This window comes from Sphingobacterium psychroaquaticum (genome assembly GCF_004421025.1).
Taxonomy (GTDB): Bacteria; Bacteroidota; Bacteroidia; order Sphingobacteriales; family Sphingobacteriaceae; genus Sphingobacterium; species Sphingobacterium psychroaquaticum.
In genome coordinates, this window is sequence record NZ_CP038029.1 from 2885602 (window position 1) to 2903063 (window position 17462).

Below are 17462 nucleotides of genomic sequence, written 5' to 3' on the forward strand. Positions count from 1 at the left end.
TTATGCTTAAAAACCCAGACTCAAACCGAATAAATACTGACGCGACTGTGGATAAACACCAAGATCAACACCGATTGCGGGATAATCACTTGGCGTGGCTGTCACCTCAGGATCTAAGCCATCGTATTTGGTAATGGTGAATAAATTAGTCACCCCGGCATAGATACGTAGTTTGTTAATTGCAGTATTACTACCGAATAGACGCTGCACCGGGAAAGTGTAGCCAATTTGCAGATTTTTCATCTTCAAGAAACTACCATCTTTTACATAATAGCTTGAAGTAGCTGTTTCAAAAGACGAAGGATTTGCCGTCAAAGAAGGCATAGCACTATTCGGGTTCTCGGGACTCCACGCATCCAATAGTCGTGTGCTACGCGCACCGTTGAATACACCAAAGTCGGTAAAATAGCGTGTCATATCAAAAATATCATTCCCTTGTGATCCATAGAAAAACATAGCAATATCCCAATTCTTGTATGCCGCATTGATGCCCAATGAATACACAAAATCCGGGTGTGGATTTCCAATTACTGTCCGATCGGCATCATTGATAACGCCGTCTCCATTAATATCTACATACTTTAACCCGCCTGGTCTCCCCTTACCATCAGAATAGTTTGCGGAATTTGCCACATCGGCAGCATCTTTATACACACCCGCCACTTGATACCCATAGAAAGAACCAAATGCCTCCCCTGGTTTCAATACCGTTGTTTGGATTGTCCTGAAATTACCGTAATTCTGCTGTTTTACGGATGGTGCCAAGGCCACAACTTTATTGATATTTTTAGCGAACATTCCCGTTACATCTAAGGTAAAATCTTTTTGTTGACGACGACCATAATGGTAGCCTAACGTTGCTTCGACACCATGGTTCCGCATATTACCGACATTCACATAAGGTGAAGTCGCACGACCCGCAACTGCCGCAGGAAGAGGTACTCGGAAAAGCATATCATTGGTCTTCTTATCGTAATAATCGATCGCCCCATCAAAATCACCGCCCAACAGTGTGAAGTCCAAACCAATATTAAAGGCATTTACCTGCTCCCATTTCACATCCACATTTTCAAAATCACTTTGCCATAAACCACTCTCTACTGTACCATTGATTGGATAAGAAGAGTGTGTGATAGAGCTCGCGTATCGATTCAAATAGTTATAGGAAGGAATGCGTTGGTTCCCGGTTACCCCATAACCGGCACGAAGTTTTAAATCTGTAATCCATGTCACGGGCTTCATAAACTCCTCGGCGGATAAACGCCATGCACCGCTGACACCAGGAAATACCCCGTATTTATTTTTCGGGCCAAAGTTTGAAGAGCCGTCCCGACGTACCGTAGCACTTAAGATATATCGGTCGTCAAAGCTGTAATCTACCTTTCCAAAGATCGAAAACATAGAGCCCATATCTCCATCCCCTGTATTTCCAAAGTTGGATGTTCCTGCATTCAGGTAAAAATAATCCAGACTACTCAAGGTGAAAAATCCATTACGACTTCCAGCGAGATTCTTATTTCGGTTATTGATAGCCTCCGTACCGGCCAAGACATTCAAACTGTGCCTATCAAATACCTTACGATAGTTTAAGGTGTTCGTCCAGGTCCACTCTCGATTGTATCCACTAGACTCATTTAAACTGTTATTGCTGTATGATCCTTCCGAAAACTCTGGATTCGGATAGGTGATTGTCCGCCCTCCGTAGTTTTCATACCGCATACCAAAACTAGTACGTAATGTTAACCCACTGAGTATATCCACCTCACCGAAAGCGTTCCCGAAAAAGAAACTACTTCTATTTACATTATCTTTAGCCCGATAAGCCACCGCAACTGGGTTTCGGGAGTTTCCGTATCCACCCCGGCTACCGGCCCAATTTCCTCCCTCATCATATACTGGAATAATGGTCTGCGACCGGAAGGCCCAACCAATTACACTTTCATCCCCCATATAACCGCCAGCTGCATTCGGATTAACCCCCATCCCTACACCCTCGGTGTAACTATACTGCATATTTTCACCAAAGCGCAACTTCCCATCGAAAGCTTTAAACTGTGTATTTGTCCGGATATTGAATCGTTCAAACTCCGAGTGAATAACGGTACCCTGCTGATTTAAATAACCTCCAGACATGGCATAACTCGCATTTTCACTACCGCCCGTTGCCGAAAGCTGATAATTTTGAGTAGGTGCTGTCTGGCTTACTTCCCGAAACCAATCCGTTCCACTTTTATTGGCTTTTGTTATCTGATAAAATGTGGAAGGATCACGGGAATAGTTATACTTTGACATATCATAATCGGCCGGAGTAATATCATCTTGTTTCTCCAGCCCCTTCGCTCCGACCAACAGATAATCCGGCAAAGCCAAATTCGTCCCATTCATCTTATTGTTCATGTCATACACCTGCTGTGGTGTCATCATTTTTGGAAAACGGTTATACTGCGGCACTTGTATACCGACATAACTTTCCAAATTAATCTGTGGTTTCCCTGATTTCCCCATTTTGGTAGTGATGATCACCACACCATTATTGGCACGCGCACCATAGATTGATGCAGCCGAGGCATCTTTCAGTACCTGCATGGTCTCAATATCATTCTGGTTCAGCCAACTCAGCTTCCCTTCAAAAGGAACGCCATCAATGATATACAAAGGTTCATTGTTATTGATTGTACTATATCCGCGAATCTTTATTTGTGGTGTGGACCCCGGTGCACCATCATTCACGATCTGTACCCCGGCGGCGCGCCCTTGTAATGCTTCTACCGCCGTGGCAGCGGGCTGCGCTTTCAATTGCTCCGTATTAACTACCGCAACGGCTCCCGTCAAATCCTTTTTACGCTGCGTCCCATAGCCCGTTACAACAACCTCTTCCAAGCTACTATTATCTGCTTGTAGTGCTACGCGAATAACCCCTTGTGTTTGCAATACAGTAGTCCGTGCGATCTGATAGCCGATGTAACTTATTTCAAGTATATCGTTTGAGGCAGCCTGAAGCTCAAAGCTTCCATCCGCACCCGTGGAGGTCGCGATTGTCTTACCCGCAACCTTAACCGTTACCCCGGCCAAGGGCTCCTGTGTAACGGCGTCGGTAACGATTCCGCGAACAGTTTTTTGTTGTTTTTCTTTGTTTAGGGCTAATAAAGCGTATTCATGGGTCGAATATGAGTTTGCCATACTCGCATTACTCAGCATTAACAAGGCTCCAGAAATGCACAGAGCTTGCCGAAGCGGATTTTTTCTATCGATGAAAAATCCACTTGAAAACTTCTTAAGTTTCATCATGGTGATCGTAAAATGGTTTATAAAATTGATTAGCTTTTGCGTGTAGTCGCACGCGAAGAAAAATAGAATATTTATCTCATACGCAATTAATTTAGTTTATATACATAGGTGCATGAAATACCTAAAAAGATATTTCATTTAACAAAAATTATACTTGATTGCTTTAGTGTTTAGTTAGCTTAAGTTACACAACATGTTTATATATCAAAATATTTAACCAAAAAAAAATAAAACAATAAACACAACAACCTAAGTTTCAACATATAACAGTAATATTTTTGTAACAAAAACGTAACATAACAACGTTACAAACAGAAATATCTTTTAAATTAATTACAAAAATGTTTTAGCAAATATCTTCTCCGTTTATAAAAACAACCCATATAGTAAATATTTTTAATAACTAGATCCTATATTTAGACACTTGCAGAAACAAGCATATGTACGAATTCCCACGTGTTTATACGTATTTCGTAGCGGGGGTGCACATTGTTTAAATCATGTCATCACCTAAAAAATGACATCCATAACTGGAATAAAATTTGTACTATTGACGCTGTAACAATACCAATACAGACAGGTGTCTGCTTTTAATGAAGATTATTGATAAAAAGGAAATTTTCACCTCACTCTACGAAAGTCACTGGTTAAAACTTTACCTGCACGCTTACCGCATGGTTGAGGATGAGGATGAAGCGAAAGATATTGTTCAGGAAGTTTTTACTAACCTGTGGGATATCTTGGATACCATAGACATCAATAGTTCCTACTCTTCATATTTATATCGCTCTATTCGCAATGTTGTTATCAATCGGTTATCGCGTGGCAAATTGGCTGCTAAATTTGAAGCATACATCCAAGCGGCTCAACTAACCGACTACGCCTATACACCGGATGATCTTTTACGCGAAAAAGACCTGGCAGAAATCATCAACTACGAAATCGAAAACCTCCCTCCAAAAATGGCGGTGATCTTTAAGAAAAGTAGGTTCGAAGACCTTAGTTATCGAGAAATTGCAGCCGAATTAAATATCTCCGAAAATACGGTTCGCAAGCAGATTCACAATGCTTTAGTCATCCTTCGAAAAAAAATTAAATTTATTTTGATTTTCTTCTACTACTAACTCCCCGGTTCTTTGTCATATATCCGAACTAACCGACGTGGATACAATGTCAACACCAAAAATTACACAGGAATTATTACAAAAATATCAACAAAACCAATGCACGCCCGAAGAGCAGGCCGCGATAGAAAGCTGGTACAATGATGTCGCCAAGCAACGCGCGCGTGCACCGCTGGACGAAGAGAGCCTGATGGCGGTGGATGTACACCTACGGTCTATTTTACAGGATAAACTAATTGATCGTAAAGCATCTACCCAAAGGTCTATGATCTGGAAAGTTGCGGCGGCACTTCTCGTGGCTCTGACGGTAAGCAGCATCTTTCTCTTGTACCGGAACAGTACAAAGCCAGAAACGCTGACGGTCTCCAATCAACCAACTTTTTCTCCCGGCATATTTCGTGCAACAGTAAGTCATGGGAACGAAAGACCGGCAAGCAACCAGTACAGCAGCAACGTTTTAACGATGGACCATCAAAGCACAAAAAACAGTTTATCCGTTGAAACAGCTAAAGGTGAAGAGTTTAAGATCGTTCTTGCGGATGGGACTGAAGTGTGGATGAATGCGGCAAGTAAAATCCATGTTCCCGAAAAATTCAATCTAAACGACCGAATCATATTCTTGGAGGGAGAAGCGTATTTCAAAGTTGCGAAGAACAAGGCAAAGCCTTTTATTGTACATGTAGCGGACCTTACTGTCCAGGCCTTAGGTACCGAATTCAATATTCAGTACTATAATCACGATAGAAAATCGATTAAAACCTTCCTCGTGGAGGGTTCTGTTCAACTCAATCAAGGTAAAACGCAAACACTGTTGAAACCGGGCGAATTATTCGAAATAGATATACAGACGGGCGAACATGTACGAACTATCATCAGCGATCCTCCAAAATTGTATGCCTGGAAAGATGGCTATTTTGAGTTCGACAATACCCCTATTGCAGATATCTTACAAAATTTATCGAAGTGGTACAATTTCCAATATGAAATTGCACCAAGCTACAGCCATAAAACCTTAACCGGTAAAATAGCCCGTAAACAATCATTCGATGATGTATTGAAAATACTAAAATTCTCTGGCATAAATTACCAAATAAGCGATGGGTTATTACGCTTATCCCCTAAATCATAAACAAGACAATCAACCATTTTTTTTACACCTATGAAATATTACTTTACAGCACTTTGCTTAGTATTCGTCTCGCTAAGCAGTTACGCTTTTAGTCAGAACTTTACTTTAAAGCTACAGAATGTACGCTTTGAGCGACTTGTTCAAGAGATCGAAAAAAACTCCAATTACCGCTTTGTGTATGACCCGAAAGAAATTAACAGCAAGGCAACTTTTTCCATTTCGGTAACCAATGGCGGAATCAACAGTGTTCTGAGTCAGGCTTTTTCCAAGAACCAGATTTCTTATCAAGTTATTGGAGAGACAATCGTTGTGAAAAATACGCCTACTACATTAGGAAGCGTACAGCAACATATCCATGGTCAGGTGTTTAACCAAGACCAAGAGCCCCTGCCAAATGTGAGCATTCGCAATAAAGCGAATAACAGCAACTATCTTACCGATACAGAAGGAAAATTTAGCGTGAACACAAAAGGAAATACGACACTCGTTTTCAGCTCGATTGGTTATAAAACAAAAGAAATCCAAGTAACCAACGTATCGGAATTAACAGTTCACTTGGAAGCCGATCTAGGAAATTTGGATGAAGTCGTTGTTATCGGCTATGGCACCTCTTCCTTGCGCAAAAATGTCGGCTCTGTATCTAGTGTTACCGCCAAAGATATCGATAAACAGCCTGTTATGGATCCTTTGGCAGCCCTACAGGGACGCATAGCTGGACTAAGCATTAGCTCCAACAGCGGACTTCCAGGTGGTTCATTTAACGTACAATTACGTGGAGCCAACTCTATCAGTAATGGCAACAGCCCTTTATATGTTATCGATGGTGTCCCCTTCTCGGACAACAGCATGAACCAGTTTAACATGGCGAACGGTACGCAAAGCCCTTTATCTATTATCAACCCTCGAGATATCGAACGAATCGATATTATGAAGGATGCCGATGCAACAGCCATTTACGGCTCCAGAGCAGCCAACGGAGTAATCCTGATTACCACAAAAAAGGGCAGTTCCCAAGGGTTGGTGGTAGATGCTGGGGTAAACATTGGTAATTCAAGTGCGATCAATAAGCTAAAAATGCTGAATACAGCACAATTTCTCGAAATCCGTAGAGAAGCCTTTAACAATGATGGTGTAACACCAAATGAAACAAACGCTCCCGATCTTTTAGTTTGGGATCAACAGACAGACATGAATTGGCAGAACGCGCTTTACGGTCATAAAGCGGCATTCAACAATATGCAGTTATCCTTTAGAGGAGGTAGCGAATCTATCCAATATCTTTTTTCGGGAAATTACAACCAACAAGGTGATGTTTTACCGGGAGACAAAAACTACAAAAAAGGTGGAGCCCTGTTAAACGTAAGTAGTCAATCTGCATCTCGTCGATTCAAATTTACTGCTTCTGCAAATTTTAATGCAGACAAGAACAATACCGTTCCAGCAGATATTGCACAGTATTATAACCTGCCAACCAACTATAACCCATATAATCCAGATGGCAGTTACTATTGGTTTGGCACTTCATTGCAAAACCCGTTCGCCAGCATGGATCGTACGAGTATCAGCCGAACCAAATCCCTATTGGCCAATACAGCGCTAAGCTACCAGGTGTGGGATGGCTTGGAAGCGAAATTAAATATGGGTTACAACTATAACCGAATGAATCAATTGCAGATGCTGCCTGAAAAAGGATTCAACCCACTAACTAGCAGCGGAGCAACAGCTAATTATGCTTACTCGGACTACAATTCTTATATTATCGAACCGCAATTAAACTATAGTAAGCAAATAAAAGAACATGACTTCAAAGTATTGTTGGGTGGTACTTGGCAGCAGTCGATCTCCGAAGGTGAAAACCTATATGGGGTAGGTTATCCAAGCGACTCACAACTCGAAAACATCCGAGCGGCCAGTAAAGTTACAGTCAACAATTACAATTATGCTGACTACCGCTACCAGTCTTTCTTCGGACGTATCAGCTACGGTTTTAAAGATCGTTATTTGTTTAATGTAAGTGGGCGTCGCGATGGCTCTACCCGCTTTGGTCCCAAAAACAGATACGGTAACTTCGGTTCGATTGGTGCGGCATGGGTATTTACTGAAGAAGAATTTTTCAAGAACCAGCACATACTTAGCTTTGGAAAGCTACGAGGAAGTATTGGTGTAACAGGAAATGACCAGATTGGCAATTACCGTTTCCTAGATACATGGAGTGCAGGCTTTCCTTATCAAAATATTGCAGGTCTTTCGCCTAGCCGTGTATTCAACCCTTTCTACAGCTGGGAAGAGAATAAAAAAAGGGAAATAGCACTTGATTTGGGTTTCTTAAACGATCGTTTTTTCTTAACCACCAATTACTACAACAACAGATCTGATAATCAACTCATTGATATTATGCTGGCGCCACAAACTGGTTTTAGTTCGTATTTAGGTAACCAACCTGCCTTAGTAGAAAACTCTGGCTGGGAGTTTGAGCTAAACAGCACCAATATCAAAAAGAAAGATTTTGTATGGAGTAGCAGTGTTAACCTTACTTTACCAAAGAATAAACTTCTAAAATATCCGAATTTAGAAAACTCATCTTCTAAAAACAGTTATGTTATAGGCGAATCGGTACGGGTTGTGCGCGGGTTCCAATTTACCGGTGTGGATCCTGAAACAGGTCTAGCACAATTTCTCGATGTAAACGGCGATGGAAAAATCACAGAATATACTGATTTTGTAACACTGGGCAATCTGATGCCAAGTTTCTTCGGCGGTATTTCGAACAGTTTCTCTTACAAACAAATAGCACTAAGTTTCTTGTTTCAATTCGTAAAACAAGAAGGCCCAAGTATCGCTTATGGTCCACAAGCATCGCACATCGGCGCATTATCAAATATGGATGTAGCGGTACTCGACCGTTGGCAAAAACCGGGTGATATAACCGATGTTCCCCGTGCGACCGCAACAGCATCAAACCCCGCATACACAACCTACCGCGATCGGTACCGTTATTCTTCAGCCGCTTGGGATGATGCTTCTTTTATCCGATTGAAAAATGTGGCTGTCAGTTATGATCTTTCCAACTGGTCGCAAAAAATAAATATTAGAAAAATGATGGTCAACTTTAGTGCACAGAACTTGTTTACATGGACCTCCTTCCGAGGCTTGGACCCTGAAATGCAAGGCTTCGACAGAGCCTATGTATCCCAAGTGAATCCATTTGGAGCTGTTCGTACATCGTCCACACCGAGTATCCGTACTTATACCTTTGGTTTACAAGTTTCTTTCTAACATTTGAATTTTAAAAGACACATAACATGAAAACAAATAAACTATATATAGCATCCCTTTGTTTAGGTGCATCTCTAACATTTGGTTCTTGTGATAGCTTTCTGGACATTGACGCCCCTAAGGATCAGGTTGCTGCGGACTTGGCTTTCGCAGATGCTAAAGTCGCAGAAGCAGCTATGGTCGGTGTTTATACCTCCATGAATAATTTCAATAATCAATTCGCCAGCGCGCTACTCAGTCTTGTATTAGCCAGTGCTTCCGACGATTATTACTCTGCATTTACAACCTACGATGAATACAAACTAAATACGATAACTCCGAATACAAGTTACCTAGATCGGCTATGGAGCCAGCCTTACGGATATATCAACCACTGTAATAAGATTATTGAAGGTTTGGCTGTCTCTCCTTTAACAGATGCTGTCAAAAAACAGTTCACGGCCGAAGCAAGATTTGTCCGCGCCTTTAACTATTTCTATCTGACCAACCTGTTCAACAAAGTTCCCTTAGTTACAACTTCCGACATTAATATATCCAATACCTTAGGTCCATCCAGTAAAGAAGAAGTATATGCATTCATCATCAATGAACTGAAACTTGCTGAAACAGATTTAGCGGACGCCTACCCTACATCTGAACGTACACGTCCAAATAAAAAGGCTGTTAGTGCATTGCTGGCCCGCGTATATTTATACCATCAAGATTGGTCCGCTGCGGAAAAAAGTGCTTCCGATGTTATTGGTGACACCCGTTACAAATTGCTTGATAACCTAAATGATGTGTTTTTAAGGACAAGTAACGAAGCGATCTGGCAATTACAAACGGTAAATACCTCAACCGCTGGTGTAAACACATGGGAAGGATTCACGATCGTTCCTGCCCAACCTACCGCCCGCGCCTATTACAATATTTATGACGCTACCCTCGCTAGCTACGAGGCTAACGACAAGCGGAAAGAAAACTGGTTGAAACCATATACAACTGGAGGAAAAACCTTTTTTATGCCGTTTAAATATAAAGTAAGAACAAACGCTCCAGTACTGGAGTACAATATGGTTCTTCGCTTCGCGGAACAATATTTAATCCGGTCAGAAGCTTTACTAAAACAAGGAAAAACAAAAGAAGCTATTACCGATCTTAACCAGATTCGAAAACGGGCTGGACTTACATTACTCGACGAGAACACCCCTATAGCCCAAGTGACATTAGCACTGGAAAAAGATAGACACTTAGAACTCCTTGGGGAATGGGGACACCGCTGGTTTGACCTGGTACGCACCAACCGTGCCGTACCTGTGCTTTCCCAAACAAAAGGGAATTTCGAAGCGGCTGATCAGCGGATACCGATCGCGGCATCAGTTTTATTAACAAATCCTAAATTGGAACAAAATGATTAACCCCAAAATAACAGCTTATGCCCTGGCACTTCTACTGTGTCAAGGCATAGGCTTTGTCCAAGCGCAAGAGGTAGAGGCATTACAGATTTTACCTGAAAAACCGCAGGCCAATGATACGGTGTTTATTCGGTTAAATCAGGCGGAGAGTATCTTTCCGAACACTGTTCAAGAGTTGTATGTCAACTTTTCGACTTCCAACTATTACGAGTTACCGAGCAAGATGAGGATGACGAAGAACGGCTCCTTTTGGGAAGCTAAGTTTAAAATGCCTCCTTATGGAAACTTTAGTTCTTTCACGATAGCGGATGCACAAAATAACTATATTCAACGTCCATCTGACACATCGCATTATGAGATTTTCGTGTATGAAAAAGGGGTATTGAAGGAAGGTAATTATCTCGGTAAGGGGTATAGTATGGGATTGCAAAACAAAAAGGCTCCTAACGTGGAGGCATTGCAACAGCATTACTTTGAAAAGGAGCTGGCGCAATTTCCTAATAATTACGAGGCTCGTTTGCGGGTATTAAATTACCAGATGAAACAGGCTCAGAACGGCAGATCGAAAGAAATTGCGCGTAAAAAAGCCCTTCAAGTCATCGAAAAGCGTTTCCGATCTAACCCCACAGTAGACGGAAACCTGAACAAGGTCACCATGGGTTTCTTGATTATCGGCGAAAACCAAAAAGTAGATTCAATTCGCAATGTCGTTATTAAGGAATTCCCTTATAGCAAATTAGGGTTAAGCTATACATTCAACAAACTGTTTCAAAATCAAGATAAGCAACTTGTCATGGACAGTATCCAGGTGTTATCTAGACACAAAAATGAAAGTAATAGCGAAGCTTTTTCCGCCGTTGATGCCTACCTTTTCACCCATTACATACAAACAAAGAATACACCGCAGGCAGCTCAACTTTTCTCACGCATTCTGGAGAAAAAAGCAAATCCTTATACCTGGCGTACTTACTCGGATTATGTAAGGCTAATGCTTGACCATGATGTCTTGCTGGATTCCGCTAAAGTGTTAAATCAGCTCATACTGGATAATATTCAACAGTACCCTGTATCCTTGGTTCGCTATTTTCCTGAAACAGGTTATTTAGTTGCTCATGACGACCTCCGGCAAGAAAAGATTGACAAGGTGAAGCTTGAACAGCTCGCTGTTTCCGGTTTAATAGATTATAAAACCGGAAACAAAGAAGCGGCATGGAAAGTATTTGATGCAGTTATTGATGGATTGACCACAAAGGATTTATTGACAGAGATTGCAGCTCTTTATAGCGCCCATGACAAATGGTCGGAAGCGACAAAAGCCTTACGTATTGCCTACACCATTGCTCCTTATGATGAAGTCGTACAGGCGGCACTCCGCTCGAGTCTAATGAAACAAGGCAAGACAACGGCCGAAGTCCAAGATTATATAGTAGCCCTTGACCAAGAATGGAAATCGGTTTACTTTAAAAATCTAGATAGCAAGGTTCTAAAGAAGGATTTCCTTTCTGATATCACGATTGTGGACATGAACAACAAACCGTTAACACGGAAAGATTTAGCGGGTAAAGTGGTTGTCATGGACTTATGGGCTACTTGGTGCAAACCTTGCTTAGCCTCCTTCCCTTATGTGCAAAAAGTGTATGAGAAGTACAAAAACGATCCGCAAGTGCTCTTTATTATCCTCAATACAGGAAGTGGAAACACACTCGCTGATGCGCAAAAATGGGCTACCGAGAACCAACGGTATACCTTCCCGGTTTTTTATAACCAAGACAAAAAGTTCAACAGCAAGTTGGAAGTAACAACGATTCCCACAACATTTGTCTTATCGCCTAGTGGACAGATTATATTCAAGAAAGTCGGTTCTGAAGGTGAAAAAATCTTACAAGATCTGGATGCTATGATCGACTACACCAAACGTAAGTTTTAAGTAACACGAAGCAAACAAAAGAGTACCTTTGATGCATGTCTACCGAAATAAACATATTAGAGAAGGTACTCTTTTCACCTTTACAACTTAAGACGACCGCAATTGAGCACGATCCTGAAGCTGCTGAGTATTGGGGATACAACATCGCGTTAAGCGGTGCAAACATCAAATTTAGAAAGGCAAAAATTACCCCAAAGAAGCTAGGTATGTTCGTCACCCTATGGCGACGTAATATGAATAGGCAAACCGAGCCTTTCCACCTTGCAGATAATGTTGATTACTACATCATCCTAACAGAAACAGATGAATATCAGGGTCTATTCATTTTTCCTAAGGCCGCCCTGGCTCAACATCAGATTTTAACAACCGCCACAAAAGAAGGAAAACGTGGTTTTCGTATTTATCCCCCACAGGTGGAGGTAAACAATCCACAAGCTCGAAAAACACAAGCTTGGCAAGCTCCTTATTTTGTAGATCTATCTGACACCTCCGATTCAGCTATGGAACGGATAAAGCGTCTGTTATCCATTACCTAACATTTCACCGTACAAAATTAGCCTCGCAGGAAAGAACTTCTGCTTTCTCGGCTCTAAATCTTTTCTATAACCCTCTAGCCCTGAAGCTACCACTCCTTAAAAGGAGCAGAAAAAGGTCACTAAAAATGGCACCGTAAGGTCTACAATAATACCGTGGGCTATGGCAATCAGTACAAAATCACGTCCGCTATATTGGGTGATAATCGGTAAACAGGTATCCATACTGGTCGCCCCGGCTACCGATATTGGAGAGAGTTTTCCAAACCAGCGCACTAACAAAGGAGTAGCTAGCAACGCAAATATTTCGCGCATAATATTCGACATCAAAGCAATTGTTCCGAGAGCTGCACCTTTATACTTGGTGATAAAAATACTGGATAGCGAATAGTAACCGAACCCGGATCCGACAGCCATGCACTCTGTAATAGACCATTCCGGTATAAATAGACCGATCAATGCAGTTCCTAATAATGTACCTAAAATGGTGCCTATAGGAACCAAAAGAATTTTTAAATTCGTGTTTCGCAATGAGCGCAGTAATTCTTTATCGTAACCAATTGTTATGCCGACCAATAACATTAATACATATAGCACATATTGATTCAAGTCTTTGGGTAATAAATCTGATGGTATATAATCCCCCATTCCCACTAAGACGCCAACGATAAAAAAACCGATAATAATTAAGCTGCCTTTCATTTTTTTTCAAAAAAGAAACGAAAGATAAATGTAGCGAACAAAATACTTCCCGCCACTGCACCTCCAGTAATAAGCAACGCTTGTAGCCCTAGCGTGCTCAAACTTGCCAACAATTGCTTATCTCCGCCTACTTCCTTGCCAAGCAGGAAAAGCAAAATATAGATCACTATGGAGACCCACTTACCGGTATGTCTTACGGCAGGTATGCGTCGCACCCCAATACCAATAGCAACCCCGAGCAGCATAACAAAAAATACAGTTAACATATATGTAGCCTTGGTTTCAGTTGACTGTAAAGTTACAGGATAAAAGTCAGCTTTCGTCGAACGAAAAATAAATTACGTCATCTTTTTCCCAAGCTCTTTACAAAACTTGGTAAACAAATCGTTTATAATTAAGTTCGCGTCCTAAAACAGAAATTTGTTTATCATAAAACATTAGAAATGGGTTTTAATATTGCTGGCATCGCTATTAATGCAAATTTGGAAGACAATATCACCGAACTTTCGAATATTCTTGGAGAAAATTTAGTCTTAGATTCGGAGATTGATTTTGAAACCGCTTCGGAAAACTGGAAAGAAGAAGGCATCTTCGATGTATATTTTGGCGACCATGGCACCTTGATTTTCGGAAACACAGAATCCCTAGATGATGATTTTAAAGCACCTAAATTACAAGTTTTCACTTTTGCTATATCCGAAACATCTATGCTATTTGCGTTTACGCACAGCGAGAATAATAAGATCTTACGGGCCGTTATGAATGTTGAAGGCGAAACGGTAGACGAGCATGGAGATGAGCTTGATGCAGAAGAAAATCACGATGATATTTCAGAAGTCATCTGGAAGCAGATGTCGAATGTATTGGGTGAGTCGTACTGGAAAATAGAGCCCGATGCAAAAGCATATAGATACCGAATCAAAGAGAATATGCATGATAAGGAGGATCGCGAAATAGAAGCTGTATACACCGCTCCTACTCCGAAAGCTCCCATCGTACCGTCAACACCTGTCGTTGTTCAGGAAACGGATACACCATCTGAGGAGTCCGAAGACTCAAAAAAATGGTGGAAATTCTGGAAATAAAGAGGGATATCCTTCACCTTCCAGAATAACGTCTTATTTATTAATCTTATCAATAAGAGGCCTGTTCATAATTGCCAAAATATATGGAATCATGAACAGGGTTATCTTCTTAAAATAAAGGATTCACTAATATCTCATCACAAAAGATCCAATTCCCGGCATCTTGATGAGCTACAATTTTCACATAGCGCCCCGTAGCATTACAACCATCAAGTAACGCTATATCTATCCAACAATCGTGACGATTATTTTTGGAGGTAGACATCGCGACCGTTTTCACTTTTTCATAATTTTTGCCATCTTCCGACACATAGAAATCAACGGTATTTGGCAAAGAAATAGCTGCTGGCTGATACTGTAAAAATCGGGCGGCCATAGTTTTTATAGGCATTTTCTTTTTCAAGTCTACGACAACACTCATCTTGCCCCCATCAAAGCCTAACCAGCTTTCAGTCCTATAGTCCTCTTGTCCCAACTTACCATCGACCAAATTCCCCTTATTATATTTGGAGGCTGGATTTGTTTCATACTTCACGTGTGCAGCAACACCATCATGTTTAAGGTCCCCCTTAAATGTACGCTCCAACAGCGGCCATCTCCCCTTGCGTTGCTGCCAATCCGTGAAGTCAAGATATGCCTGCGCAGCCTCGATCGGTTGTCCAATTGGCATAGTAGAATAGGCATTATCAATTGTTCCGTAAACTGAAAAACTGATTACATTTGCAGCCCCCGCCATCGTGGCACCAACAATCTGTGATAAATACCGAGGGAAGGCCGCTGGAATTAAAGCAGACTCTCGGGAGTTATCCTCCTTTTCCCAAGTGAAAGATTCAGCATTAGACCAAAACTGAATTCCTGTCTGTTGATGCAGTTCACCTAACTTTTTGAAATTCGCCTTCATACGAGGGAGCGGCATTGGTTCCCGAACACAACCTACCTCATCTTGATAGGCAATAATATCAACTTTTAACTTTTTGACCTGCGCAGCAAAAGCTGGATTATCCATATCAGCATAACAAGTACCATATGGTGAGATCATTATTTTAGCTTGCGGGGTGAGGCTTCGCGCCATCGCAGTCAGCGTATTAACAGCCTCTACACCATGCTCCGGAAGGATAGGTTCCATGCTATCTTCAACGGGCAGATACCAGCCATAAAAAGAAGAATGGTGGCTAAAAAGACGCGCTGTTTCTTTCATGATCTCCTGTTGTATGCTCTTAATCTTTGGGTCGCGAATATTATCGTCCTGATCAACGGCCCAACCGCAACTCATAAAAACATGCATGCCATGCGCATCTGCAGCCTCCATAATAGCTTCGACAGGACTCTGTTTTCCTACCGGATAGGCTGGTGCCATAAACGCAGATGGATAAAAGGATTTCCCCTCATTCGCGACTGCCATAATTACCAGATAAGAAAGTCCCATGTCGGCATACTCCTTAATTTTAGTCTTCCAAAAAACAGGATTCATACCATCAACATGTGCCGGATTCATGTACTTATTACGAACATCCTGATAAGGGATATTCAACCATGTCCCTTTTAATGGTTTTATGCTCTGTGCCATCATTGTCTTTCCCAGCGCACAAAACAGCAGCATCAGTGTTATATATTTTAATTTCATTATTTTTCTTATCAAATTTTTTATTAATCAATGTAAAACCAACCCAATCCCTTTTCCGTGTAAACGAGCTTCCACCGTTCTCCTTGTTCCCTTACAACAGATAAAGGAACTACAGACTCTGCTAAAACCGCCCCCTGCAAGGAAGCCTCTTTATAAAGCTTTCGCGGTTTAAGGTCGCTGACATTTCCTTTCAACCAAATGCCGTCCTTCTTTGCGAAGGCATATTCATAGGCTGTATTGGTATAGTATCCGGATTTCAAGGACAGGTCATAAAATTGCAGCCACCATTCGGGATACCTTTTTTCCACCGTTTGGTTGCTATAACCCAGCGACACGATATCGGCCTGTATACTAAGAGCAACACGAGCGTTTGCTTCTTGTATAGCTTTGGCCATCGGCGCATAGTCCTTTAAATAATCTACCGGCAATTTGGGATCTCCCCAGTCTTGAGCTGAGGTCTGTAAAACAAAAACATCAGGCTGTACCTCTTTTACAATCCGTAACATATCAAGTCCATAATGTTCTCTGATCTCAGCCAAAGTCCCTCTTCGCATACCCATTCCCCATGCCGCATACAACACCTCTTTTCTTGTTTCCTTAATCGCAGCCTGGATTTGTTTATTAAACTCGATAATTGCATCTACTCTAAAATCCATCCATTTCGTATATAAAGATGGATCCTTTTTGATATACTCAAATGTTAAAGTAGGTCGATTTTCTCCCACATATTTAGCTGTAAATTTCTTTAGCGCATAGGTGCTCACATCACCATAAAAGCCATTCCCGTCTATTGTTTTCCATTCGGGGAAATAGCTTTCTGCGAACTCAACGCCATCAATATCATAGTTTCCTAAAATATTTTTCACCCGTTGAACCTGCCATTTTACAAATTCAGGGTGGTGAAAAGAATAGAATTTAAGTCCTGGATCGGGATAAGGTTTTAATAAACCCATCTCCCACTCCGCAGGGAGGTTTGATGTTCCATAAATACAATTTCCTAGCAGCATCACCCAAATTGCAATGCCTTCTTCCTTTAACGCCTTGATGTGTGCCGGTGGCATCAACTGATCATTTTTTTGCCCCTCCCATGTGTTTACAATAAAAAAATGAACCGACTTAATATTCGCCATTTTAAGGTCAGCAACTAACTGTTGGGGAGAAATCCCCTGTTTCAGGAGAACATCTGGATCAATTTGTATGGAATTTCCTTTAATCTTCTTTAATTGCGGTGTTTCAACAAAATCGGTATGGGGCGATGTCGGAATTTCCTTATTCGGTGGATTTCCATCCGTTTCATCTTGTGGATCCGCAGTGCTGCAGTTGCAAAAAACAATGCATAAGACAGCCACCCATACCTTACATAGTATATTGGACATATGA

The 17462-nt window shown here is 41.4% G+C and carries 12 protein-coding genes; 7 read left to right on the plus strand and 5 right to left on the minus strand.

Going from position 1 to position 17462, the window contains the following annotated elements; all coding sequences use genetic code 11:
• Window positions 1-6: 6 nt before the first annotated feature.
• A complete protein-coding gene (locus tag E2P86_RS12265; protein WP_134433350.1) occupies window positions 7-3288 on the minus strand; it encodes a SusC/RagA family TonB-linked outer membrane protein in 3282 nt (1093 codons plus the stop codon).
• 593 nt (window positions 3289-3881) lie between these two features.
• On the opposite strand from E2P86_RS12265, the gene E2P86_RS12270 reads away from it, so the two are divergent.
• From E2P86_RS12270 to E2P86_RS12295, 6 genes are read left to right on the plus strand one after another with little or no spacing between them, the layout of a single operon-like run.
• A complete protein-coding gene (locus E2P86_RS12270; RefSeq protein ID WP_085471369.1) occupies window positions 3882-4412 on the plus strand; it encodes an RNA polymerase sigma-70 factor in 531 nt (176 codons plus the stop codon).
• A gap of 46 nt (window positions 4413-4458) precedes the next feature.
• Window positions 4459-5541, plus strand: a complete 1083-nt coding sequence (locus E2P86_RS12275) for a FecR family protein (RefSeq protein ID WP_134433352.1) — start codon at window positions 4459-4461, stop codon at window positions 5539-5541.
• 30 nt (window positions 5542-5571) lie between these two features.
• Complete coding sequence (locus tag E2P86_RS12280) at window positions 5572-8817, plus strand: SusC/RagA family TonB-linked outer membrane protein (protein WP_134433354.1); 3246 nt, start codon at window positions 5572-5574, stop codon at window positions 8815-8817.
• A gap of 26 nt (window positions 8818-8843) precedes the next feature.
• On the plus strand, window positions 8844-10214 hold the full coding sequence (locus E2P86_RS12285; protein WP_085471366.1) for a RagB/SusD family nutrient uptake outer membrane protein: 1371 nt from the start codon (window positions 8844-8846) through the stop codon (window positions 10212-10214).
• Window positions 10207-12138, plus strand: coding sequence for a TlpA family protein disulfide reductase (locus E2P86_RS12290; protein ID WP_134433356.1), 1932 nt, complete (start codon window positions 10207-10209; stop codon window positions 12136-12138). Before E2P86_RS12285 ends, E2P86_RS12290 begins: the two co-directional genes overlap by 8 nt.
• 35 nt (window positions 12139-12173) lie before the next feature.
• Window positions 12174-12674 carry a MepB family protein gene (locus E2P86_RS12295; protein ID WP_085471364.1) on the plus strand — a complete coding sequence of 167 codons (501 nt, stop codon included), beginning with the start codon at window positions 12174-12176 and terminating at the stop codon, window positions 12672-12674.
• Window positions 12675-12770: 96 nt separating this feature from the next.
• On the opposite strand, the gene E2P86_RS12300 is transcribed toward E2P86_RS12295, so the two are convergent.
• Both E2P86_RS12300 and E2P86_RS12305 read right to left on the minus strand, forming a co-directional pair.
• The gene (locus E2P86_RS12300) at window positions 12771-13373 is read right to left on the minus strand and encodes a lysine exporter LysO family protein (protein WP_134433358.1); all 603 of its coding nucleotides are present in this window, start codon (window positions 13371-13373) and stop codon (window positions 12771-12773) included.
• Window positions 13370-13639, minus strand: a complete 270-nt coding sequence (locus E2P86_RS12305) for a LysO family transporter (RefSeq protein ID WP_085471362.1) — start codon at window positions 13637-13639, stop codon at window positions 13370-13372. Before E2P86_RS12305 ends, E2P86_RS12300 begins: the two co-directional genes overlap by 4 nt.
• 177 nt (window positions 13640-13816) lie before the next feature.
• Here E2P86_RS12305 and E2P86_RS12310 point away from each other — a divergent pair, with 177 nt between their 5' ends.
• Window positions 13817-14458: a hypothetical protein gene (locus E2P86_RS12310; protein WP_134433360.1), complete on the plus strand. Its 642-nt coding sequence runs from the start codon at window positions 13817-13819 to the stop codon at window positions 14456-14458.
• A gap of 109 nt (window positions 14459-14567) precedes the next feature.
• Here the strand turns inward: E2P86_RS12310 and E2P86_RS12315 are convergent, their stop codons facing one another.
• Together E2P86_RS12315 and E2P86_RS12320 are read right to left on the minus strand one after the other, a co-directional pair.
• Entirely contained in the window at window positions 14568-16082 is a 1515-nt protein-coding gene (locus E2P86_RS12315; RefSeq protein WP_134433362.1) for a DUF4434 domain-containing protein, read from the minus strand.
• A 23-nt stretch (window positions 16083-16105) separates the two neighbouring features.
• Complete coding sequence (locus E2P86_RS12320) at window positions 16106-17458, minus strand: glycoside hydrolase family 10 protein (protein ID WP_085471359.1); 1353 nt, start codon at window positions 17456-17458, stop codon at window positions 16106-16108.
• Window positions 17459-17462 lie beyond the last annotated feature (4 nt).

Coding starts and splice junctions, on each gene's coding strand:
- E2P86_RS12305 (WP_085471362.1), bottom strand. CDS start 13,639: ATGTTAACTGTATTTTTTGTTATGCTGCTCGGGGTTGCTATTGGTATT.
- E2P86_RS12275 (WP_134433352.1), top strand. CDS start 4,459: ATGTCAACACCAAAAATTACACAGGAATTATTACAAAAATATCAACAA.
- E2P86_RS12280 (WP_134433354.1), top strand. CDS start 5,572: ATGAAATATTACTTTACAGCACTTTGCTTAGTATTCGTCTCGCTAAGC.
- E2P86_RS12320 (WP_085471359.1), bottom strand. CDS start 17,458: ATGTCCAATATACTATGTAAGGTATGGGTGGCTGTCTTATGCATTGTT.
- E2P86_RS12270 (WP_085471369.1), top strand. CDS start 3,882: ATGAAGATTATTGATAAAAAGGAAATTTTCACCTCACTCTACGAAAGT.
- E2P86_RS12300 (WP_134433358.1), bottom strand. CDS start 13,373: ATGAAAGGCAGCTTAATTATTATCGGTTTTTTTATCGTTGGCGTCTTA.
- E2P86_RS12265 (WP_134433350.1), bottom strand. CDS start 3,288: ATGATGAAACTTAAGAAGTTTTCAAGTGGATTTTTCATCGATAGAAAA.
- E2P86_RS12295 (WP_085471364.1), top strand. CDS start 12,174: ATGTCTACCGAAATAAACATATTAGAGAAGGTACTCTTTTCACCTTTA.
- E2P86_RS12285 (WP_085471366.1), top strand. CDS start 8,844: ATGAAAACAAATAAACTATATATAGCATCCCTTTGTTTAGGTGCATCT.
- E2P86_RS12310 (WP_134433360.1), top strand. CDS start 13,817: ATGGGTTTTAATATTGCTGGCATCGCTATTAATGCAAATTTGGAAGAC.
- E2P86_RS12315 (WP_134433362.1), bottom strand. CDS start 16,082: ATGAAATTAAAATATATAACACTGATGCTGCTGTTTTGTGCGCTGGGA.
- E2P86_RS12290 (WP_134433356.1), top strand. CDS start 10,207: ATGATTAACCCCAAAATAACAGCTTATGCCCTGGCACTTCTACTGTGT.